Below are 7,962 nucleotides of genomic sequence, written 5' to 3' on the forward strand. Positions count from 1 at the left end.
ACTGTAGTGTGGACACAGTCGGGCAAACGCTTGGCGACGCGCGCATGAGCCTTGTTGTCGACGAGTTTTTCCTCGCCGGCGCTTGCGACAAAGACGGGGCACTCGACCTGTCCGAGAAGGGCCGGCCTTGTCGTTTGCTTCAGGATATCGAGAGAGGCGCCAAGCCAGCCCCATGTAACCGGGCCGAGCTCGAGCTCCGGCGCGGTATCGATCAGGTCGCGCTGCAACTGCCACCTGTTTCGATCGTGCGTGACGATATTCGTCTCAAAGGTTTCGGCCGGGCCGGGCTGGCGCGCATAATCGCCGGAGCGGCCCATAACGCGCATCGCCCAGATCAGATAGCGCGCGGCAAAGTTCAGCGGCAGCCCCCACATCGGCGCCGAAAACGCCGCGGCCTCGACCTTGACGAGCTTCTGCGTGATCGCAGCAAGCGCAATAGCCCCGCCCATCGAGTGCGCGAGGCAGATATAGGGCCGGGGCAGGTCGTCAGCGAGGGCGTCGAGGCCGTTTCTGAGGGCGCCCATAAAGGTCTCGAAGCGGTCGATATGGCCCTTGGCGGGATCGTCGAGCAGGCGCTCCGACAGGCCCTGTCCGGGCCAGTCGAGGATAAGGACCGCGAAACCGCGCGCCTGGAGATCCCTTGCAACCTCGAAATACTTCTCGATGAACTCGGTCCGGCCTGGGCAGACAATGGCTGTGCCGCGCGGGGTCTTGCGGGTCGAGGGCGCTGCGCAGGCTCTAAGCCGGCGTCCTGCTATGCCTTCGAACCAGACAATCCGCGCCCCCTCGGGGGCTGGATTGCCTTCAATCTCGACAAAGGCGTCCTCGCGGATCACGTCGCCATCGCTCATATCTTTCCCTATCAGACAAAAAGGACGCTGGCAGCCTCAGCCGCTCAGCGCCCTTTATAATCCTGGTCTGATGTTCAGGTGACGATCAGGAGAGCTTCTTCATCAGGCTTTGAAGCTGCATTGCGACGGACATGTCGCCGAGCACTTTCAGCTTGCCCTGCATGAATGCCATGGTCGGATCCATCTGGCCGGCCGCAAGCTTCTGGAAGTCTTCCCAGTCCACTTTCACCGTCGCGTCTGCCTCACCATCGGAATTGTCTGCCGTGCCGTTCGCGCCGTCGATGAACAGCTTGCCGTCGTCGCCAAAGTCGAATTTGACCTTTTTCTTGAAATCGCCGCCTTCAGATACGGCCGCATTCGCTCTTTCTGTGAGTGTTGCGAGATCCATGAACGCCTCCTCGTGTTGGAACCAAGGCGATAAAGCAGGCGGCGATAGGGTAAGGCAAGGCCCAAAGGAGTAAAATTGACGCTTATGTCACTGTAACCATACTGATCTTCGCCGATTGTGATCTTCCCGCACCGGTTTCGCAGCTTGGGCTATTCCTGTTATGAGCTCAATTTCCGCCGCTTCCCCTTCCGTCAATTTCTTATTGTTCTTGACGGACCCGTCATCAAACGTGGATTGATCGTGCCATGTCTTGGGAAAAATCGATTGAAGACCTTCGCCGCCGGGAACGGATGGCCGAGAAGATGGGCGGCGAGGAGCCGGTCTCGCGCCAGCGCGGGCGGGGCAAGCTGACGGTTCGCGAGCGCGTTTCGTTTCTGGTCGATCCGGGCAGCTTCCATGAGATCGGCAAGATCGCCGGCGTTGCGACCTATGATGAGGATGAGCAGCTCGACAGCTTCATGGCGTCCAACTCCGTTGTGGGACGCGCCACGCTCGATGATCGCCCTGTCGTTGTGCTTGGCGATGATTTCACCGTGCGAGGCGGCGCAGCCGATGCCTCTATTCGGGGCAAGACCGTGGTCGCGCTGAAGCAGGCCGTCGAATATCGCATGCCGCTCGTCCAGCTGATTGATGGCACCGGCGGCGGCGGCTCGATCAAGATGTTCCTGAAAGACCCGCGCACCTACATTCCGGAAACGCCGAGCTGGGAGCTGATTGTTGCTGGCATGGGTGAGGTGCCGATGGTGTCGCTGGCGCTCGGGCCATGCGCGGGCCTTGGGGCGGGGCGCGTCGGTGCGAGCCATTATTCGGTGATGGTCAAAGAGCTGTCCCAAGTCTTCGTCGCCGGCCCGCCCGTGGCAATAGCCATTGGCGAGGATGTTTCCAAGGAAGAGCTTGGCGGCTGGGAAATCCAGGCGAAGAATGGCACGGTCGACGATGTAGTCGAGACAGAAGCCGACGCGTTCAAGGCGGCGAAGCGTTTCCTGTCCTACCTGCCCTCATCGGTGCATGAGCTGCCGCCGGTAACCGAGCCGACGGATGATCCAAATCGCAAGGACGAGAGCCTCATCTCGCTTGTGCCCGAGGATGGCAAGACGCCCTATAAACCGCAGAAAATCATCGAAGGCACCGTCGACAAGGGCAGCTTCTTCGAGATCGGTAGCCAGTGGGGGCGCGGCATTATCTGCGGTCTCGCCCGGATCGATGGCCACCCGGTCGGCATCATGGCGGGCAATCCATTCTTCCTTGACGGTGCCTGGACCGCCGAAGTGTGCGACAAGGTCACCCGCCATATGGACCTCTGCTCGACCTTCCATCTGCCGGTCGTCCACTTTGTTGATTGCGCGGGCTTCGCTGTCGGCGTGAAGCATGAGACGGCGGGCGTCACCCGCAAGGGCGTACGCGCCATGGCGGCGGTGTATCAGGCAACGGTGCCGGTCTGTGCCGTGGTCATCCGCAAGGCGTTCGGGCTGGCAGGGTCCGCCATGATGAACCCGACCAAAGCCAAATGGCGCTATTGCTGGCCGTCAGGAAACTGGGGCTCGCTGCCCATGGCGGGCGGGATCGAGGCCGCGTTTCGCAAGGAGCTCGCCGAGACCGACGACAGAGAGGCGCTTCTCAAGTCTCTCTACAAGAAGTTCGAAGCGATGGAGGACCCGTTCCGCACCGCTGAAGCGTTCTTCGCTGAGGAGATCATCGATCCGCGGGAGACGAGGCCCTTGCTCGTGGACTTTGTCCACCATGCCCGGCGCAGGCTTGAGCCCGGCACCACACATTTCGGGCCGAGGCCGTGAATTCGCCCAATTTCCGCCGTGAACATCCGCTCACATATCGGTTCAACTCGTCCGATGGAGGGGACGCAAAATGAAACAGACCATTGTACCCGCGCTTGCTGCTTTGGGATTTCTCGCCGCGTGCGGCGGGCCGGGTGGCGATTCATTGGAAGCGGACCGCTCAGCCATGCCGCCACCGCCTCCGCCGCCCGTATCGATGGAAGCGAGTGTCGGCGGCGTCTCAAAAATGGCCACCGATCAGGCCTATTCAGAGCCTGCGCCAGACGGCGAGCGCCCTGATGTCGAGCCGGGCGCCGAGCAGTATATCGCCTACAGTCACTCGCTCGGTTTGCGTCTGCCTGAAGGCGGTGTGGATGCGATGATGCAGTCTCACATCGAAGCGTGCCGAGAGGCGGGCACGAACACGTGTATCGTGGTCAACTCCAACACCTACAACTACGATGAAGACCGGGTGAACGGGAACCTCTCTATCAAGGCAAAGCCTGACTGGATCGAGGTGTTTCTGGGCGCCGTCGACGAGGCCACTGAAGCGGCGGGCGGGGACATTACGTCGCGATCAACCAGCGCCGTTGACCTCACCCGGACGATCATCGACACGGGGAGCCGTCTCGACGCGCAGAAGACGCTTCAAAGGCGGCTGGAAGGCTTGCTGGAGCGGCGCGATGGGACGCTCGGCGATCTGTTGCAGATCGAGCGGGAACTGGCCCGCGTAACCGGCGAGATCGAATCGATCGAGGCACAGCTGAAAGCCTTGCGCCTGCGCGTCGCCATGTCGGAGCTGAGCATCTCTTACGAGACCAAGATCGCGCCGTTCTCGGCGTCTCGTTCAAACCCGTTGGGTGAGGCATTCGGTGACTTTTTCTATAACCTCTCAGCTGCAATCGGCGCGGTAATTACGGCTTTCGCCGTGGGCCTCCCCTGGCTCCTGCTTTTGAGTGTTTTCCTCTGGATCTGGCTGAAGCTGATCTGGCCCCGGATGCGCGGGGTCCGGAAGCCGAAGAAGACGGCTGCTGACGAGTCGAAAGTGGCTTAGACGCCTTGATCAGGCTGGCGCGCTCTTCACTTGTGAGGGCGCGCCATTTGCCTTCCGGAAGGTCGCCGATATCGAGCGTTCCGATGCGGGTCCGGTAGAGATCCACAACCAGCAGCCCGACCAGTTCGCACATACGCCGTATCTGCCGGTTGCGTCCTTCGCGCAGCACAAAGCGCAGGCGGCCGGGGCTGATCTGGTCGATCTTGGCGGCCTTGAGGCGGCGTCCGTCGAGCGAGAGACCATGGCGCAATTTCGCGATGGCTTGCGGTGTGACCTGGCCTTTGACGGTGACGAGATACTCCTTCTCAAGATCCGAAGCTGGGCCGATAATCGCCTTGGCGAGGACGCCGTCTTCGGAGAGCAGCAGGAGGCCGCGCGAGTCCATATCGAGCCGTCCGAGCGGCGCAAAATTCGTGTTTCGGCCCGGCAGCTTGGGGGCGCTTCCGACAAGATTATCCTTTGTTGCCAGACGGATAGCCGGGGTCTGCTCAGGCTCTGGCTGGGCCGAAACATAGCCGACCGGCTTGTGTAGAACCACGGTGAGCTGGTCATCGAGCTTCCGGCCGGCCTTGCCGGCGAGCTCCATTGTCTGGCCTGGTTCAATCTTGTGGCCGGGTTCCGAGACGGTTTCGCCGTCGACCATAACTGCGCCTTCTGCAATCAGCGCTTCAGCTTCACGCCGCGAGCAGAGGCCGAGCTGGGCCATCCATTTGTTGAGGCGGACAGGTGCATCGCCCTGATAGGTGTGGCGCGTCATCGGGCCTGACTAGCAGGCCAGGCCGCCTCTGGCGACCCGCCTTCATTCAGCTGGGTTTCCCTACTCCTCGGGCGGGACGAGCGCCCCCTCGCCGGGCCAGTCGGTATCGCCGGTGCGGGTGACCCGCAGGCGGACGGTCTCGACAGGCTCGCCTTCGAGCGGATGGTAATGGCCGACCTCTGTCCAGACATCGCCTTCAAGCGTCGCCGTGTAGACGACCTTCGCCTCGTTCGGCAGTGGGATCGTCCATTCAAAGCCGGTTTCGGTCGGCACGAGATCGAAATTGCCGGAGCGGCCATCGACATAGCTTTGCATCTTGCAGGCCTCTGGCGTCTTGCAATGGACGACGGCGAAGGCGTTGAAGGCGAGCGTGCCGTCATCGCTGTAGCCGCGCCCTTCGATAACAGCGATGTCACCGCTCAGCATCGGGCCGACGCGCTCGGTCTGGACAATGTCATAGGTGTCGCCGGACATGCTTCGGCCATGCGCTTCGCCGACCCAGGTTCCGAAGAAGGGCTCAAGCGGATGGGGCGGCTTTTCCCCCTCCGCGGCGGCGCTGGCCGCGAGAAGGAGGGCGATTGTGCTGGCGGTGACAAGGCGGTGGGGCATGAGAGTTCGTCTTTCTGATAAGAGTACTTTGAAAAACAAAGTAACAAAAAATGAAGCCTGGTCAAGTCGGGGAGGAAGGGGGCTGGAACGCGTAGAAGGAGGAAGGGCAAGTAAGAAGGAGGAAGGGCAAGTAAGGAGGAGGGGCAAGTAAGGAGGAGGGGAAGGAGGAAGCAGGTGGCGAGGGAAGAGGGCTGGACCGTGAAGAAGGGAGGCCGGTCGGAAGGTCGATCCCGGCATAGGTAATTGGAAGGCAAGGGCGTTGTCCGGCGAGTCTGGTTGCAAGTGATAGTGGCGTGAATGATGGGCGCCCTCCGCCCCCGTAACCCCTTTCAAATTCGGCCGCCCCTTCAGTTATGCAAATACGCATGCGAGGCGGCTGGAGAAACGCGTTGAAGCGGTCTCGCAAACACCCCATTTCGCAGGTGCAGCATATTTTGCGCGAGGTACCGAAATGACCTTCGAACTCAGAACCCATACCGCCGCTGGCGACCCGATCCTCCTGCGCCCGCTCGAGGAGAGAGATGCGGCTGCACTCGAAGCTGCGATTGCGCGTTTCTCCAACCGTTCGCGCTATATGCGCTTCTTCAATGGCGCGCCGAGCCTGCCTCCGGCCATCATGCGCAAGCTGACCGAAGTTGATGGTATCCTACACCTGGCCTGGGTGGCCGTGGATGAAACCACCGGGGAGATCATTGGCGCGGTGCATGCGATGCGCGAGGACGCGGCCGATGAGAGCGGCGAGCTTGCCATGGGCCTTGTCGATGAGTGGCAGGGCAAGGGCATTGCGCGGCTGCTGATCGCGCTGCTCGCCGCCGCCGCGCGCGCCAAGGGCATGACCGGCTTTGATGCCGATGTGCTGTGGGAGAACCGGAAAGGCCGCGCGCTCGTTGCCGCGCTTGAGGCTGAAGCGACCGGCTCGGACAGTGGCGTCGTGCACTACCGCATCGATATCGCCCATGTGCTCGACCTGTTTGGGGAGCGCGTCCAGGACGCCGCGCTGCAATCAATCATGCCGGCGATTGAGGCGGGCGCCGTCGAGGCGGCTGCTTGAGGCAGGAGCGTCCGGGTGGGCTAGCCCAGCCCCCGGACGAAGAACTGCACGGCGTAGCCTGGCCTGTAGCGTTGGCCGCCGACCGGCCAGAAGCCGAGCCGTTCATGGAAGCGGCGTGAGCCCGGATTGGGCGGGTCGGAATTGATCTCGCAGCTGACCATGCAGCGATGGGCGAACTGGTCAAACACGCAACTGTAAAGCTGTACGCCAAGCCCCTGGTTTCGCGCGTTTTTACCGATGGCAATCCGGTCCACATAGATCATGTCCGGCGTGTTGCCCTCAGCCATCCAGCGTTCGAGCCAGCGCAGATTGTCGCTCGGATAGGCCATCTCGCCTGGCTCGACGAGGTTGATAAAGCCGAGCGGCCTGTCGGCATGATCTGCGGCGACGAGGCAGGTCCCCATGTCGATCAGCGCCTCAAGGCTCTCCTCTTCCTCGGCGCTGACATTCGGCACGCACTGGCCGTTGATCGCGGTAAGGGCGGGCAGGTCTGACGGGCGGTATGGGCGGATCGGCATGCGTCGTCGTGGCGGCCATTCCTGGCGGGGTCAATAGCGTCCCGGATAGAGCTTGTTCCACTCGCGCCGCTTGCGGCAGTCATATGCCGTGTGCGTGCGCCCACCATTTCCGACGACCCGGGTCTTGTCGCAGACCATCTCTTCCGGGTCAGCTCCCCGAGCCGGAGGATTGCGCGGCCCTACGCCGCGCGCCATCTGTTTGGTCAGTTTGTCAGACTGGGCGCAGCTATCGCCGATTCTCTTGCTGCAGGCGCGTGCCATCAGGGGCTGAGCCTGAAAGATATCCCATTCGACGCCATCGCCATTCATCAGCATCGTGGCGGCCCAATAGCATGACTCCGCGTCCCCATAGTCACAGCCGACCCGGAAGCCGTCATAGGCGCGTGGGCGGTCCGTTGGCGTGTTGATGCCGCTATACAAGATCTGGCCCGCGACGAGGCAGTATTCCGGCAATCTGCCGTTGACGCAAATCCACTCAGCGACACCATAGGCGTTAGGGTCTGTATCCCTGATGCGATCAAAGTAATCCACGCACGCCTGGATGTCGTTCGCCAGGCACCTGTCGCTCAGTATTTCGAGTTCGGATTTTGATGGCTGGACAGTGGACGCTGGCGGTGCCGAAGCCGTGCTCGCCGATGCAGGAGGCCCGGCCTCCGCAATGCGCTTCTCCGCAGCTTCGGCGCGGTCTTTGGCATCGTAATAGTTCTGCGCGGCCGATTTGCGATACAATTCGAGCGCTTTTTCATCTGACGCTGTCACGCCGTAGCCATTCACATACATGACAGCGAGAGTGTATTGACCTGCAGCAGAGCCTGCGTCGGCCGCTTTCGTGAGCCATTCCAGCGCTTCGCTGTACGATGTCTGTCCGGTCATTCCATTCATATTGACGATGCCATAATTGGCCATGCCGTTTGTATTGCCGAGTTCCGCGGATTTCTTGTACCAGGCAAACTCTTCGGTCT

8 protein-coding genes and 1 pseudogene are annotated in these 7,962 nt (G+C 61.6%); 3 read left to right on the forward strand and 6 right to left on the reverse strand.

What is annotated here, in order from left to right:
- Together WA989_RS15920 and WA989_RS15925 are read right to left on the reverse strand one after the other, a co-directional pair.
- On the reverse strand, positions 1-851 hold an 851-nt coding region (locus WA989_RS15920), incomplete at its 3' end, for an alpha/beta fold hydrolase (RefSeq protein ID WP_424341462.1).
- 85 nt (positions 852-936) lie between these two features.
- Positions 937-1,239 (reverse strand): SCP2 sterol-binding domain-containing protein, encoded by a 303-nt coding sequence (locus WA989_RS15925; RefSeq protein ID WP_424341463.1) that lies wholly within the window; start codon positions 1,237-1,239, stop codon positions 937-939.
- Positions 1,240-1,484: 245 nt separating this feature from the next.
- On the opposite strand from WA989_RS15925, the gene WA989_RS15930 reads away from it, so the two are divergent.
- Positions 1,485-3,032 carry an acyl-CoA carboxylase subunit beta gene (locus WA989_RS15930; RefSeq protein ID WP_424341464.1) on the forward strand — a complete coding sequence of 516 codons (1,548 nt, stop codon included), beginning with the start codon at positions 1,485-1,487 and terminating at the stop codon, positions 3,030-3,032.
- Between the two features lie 361 nt (positions 3,033-3,393).
- Positions 3,394-3,927: pseudogene (locus tag WA989_RS15935) on the forward strand (DUF4349 domain-containing protein); the annotation flags it as partial.
- Here the strand turns inward: WA989_RS15935 and WA989_RS15940 are convergent.
- Complete coding sequence (locus WA989_RS15940) at positions 3,926-4,822, reverse strand: pseudouridine synthase (RefSeq protein ID WP_424341465.1); 897 nt, start codon at positions 4,820-4,822, stop codon at positions 3,926-3,928. The pseudogene WA989_RS15935 and the gene WA989_RS15940 overlap by 2 nt on opposite strands.
- 60 nt (positions 4,823-4,882) lie before the next feature.
- Positions 4,883-5,431 (reverse strand): DUF1579 domain-containing protein, encoded by a 549-nt coding sequence (locus WA989_RS15945; RefSeq protein WP_424341466.1) that lies wholly within the window; start codon positions 5,429-5,431, stop codon positions 4,883-4,885.
- A gap of 451 nt (positions 5,432-5,882) precedes the next feature.
- On the opposite strand from WA989_RS15945, the gene WA989_RS15950 reads away from it, so the two are divergent.
- Entirely contained in the window at positions 5,883-6,482 is a 600-nt protein-coding gene (locus tag WA989_RS15950; RefSeq protein ID WP_424341467.1) for a GNAT family N-acetyltransferase, read from the forward strand.
- A 20-nt stretch (positions 6,483-6,502) separates the two neighbouring features.
- Here WA989_RS15950 and WA989_RS15955 read toward each other — a convergent pair whose 3' ends face one another.
- Positions 6,503-7,000, reverse strand: a complete 498-nt coding sequence (locus WA989_RS15955) for a GNAT family N-acetyltransferase (protein ID WP_424341468.1) — start codon at positions 6,998-7,000, stop codon at positions 6,503-6,505.
- A gap of 30 nt (positions 7,001-7,030) precedes the next feature.
- A partial coding sequence (locus WA989_RS15960; protein ID WP_424341469.1) for a tetratricopeptide repeat protein occupies positions 7,031-7,962 on the reverse strand: 932 nt, incomplete at its 5' end.

This window comes from Henriciella sp. (assembly GCF_049649345.1).
Taxonomy (GTDB): domain Bacteria; phylum Pseudomonadota; class Alphaproteobacteria; order Caulobacterales; family Hyphomonadaceae; genus Henriciella.

What these genes read in the sequence shown, in the direction of transcription:
- WA989_RS15940 (WP_424341465.1), bottom strand. Translation starts at nt 4,822, where the DNA reads ATGACGCGCCACACCTATCAGGGCGATGCACCTGTCCGCCTCAACAAA.
- WA989_RS15925 (WP_424341463.1), bottom strand. Translation starts at nt 1,239, where the DNA reads ATGGATCTCGCAACACTCACAGAAAGAGCGAATGCGGCCGTATCTGAA.
- WA989_RS15930 (WP_424341464.1), top strand. Translation starts at nt 1,485, where the DNA reads ATGTCTTGGGAAAAATCGATTGAAGACCTTCGCCGCCGGGAACGGATG.
- WA989_RS15950 (WP_424341467.1), top strand. Translation starts at nt 5,883, where the DNA reads ATGACCTTCGAACTCAGAACCCATACCGCCGCTGGCGACCCGATCCTC.
- WA989_RS15955 (WP_424341468.1), bottom strand. Translation starts at nt 7,000, where the DNA reads ATGCCGATCCGCCCATACCGCCCGTCAGACCTGCCCGCCCTTACCGCG.
- WA989_RS15945 (WP_424341466.1), bottom strand. Translation starts at nt 5,431, where the DNA reads ATGCCCCACCGCCTTGTCACCGCCAGCACAATCGCCCTCCTTCTCGCG.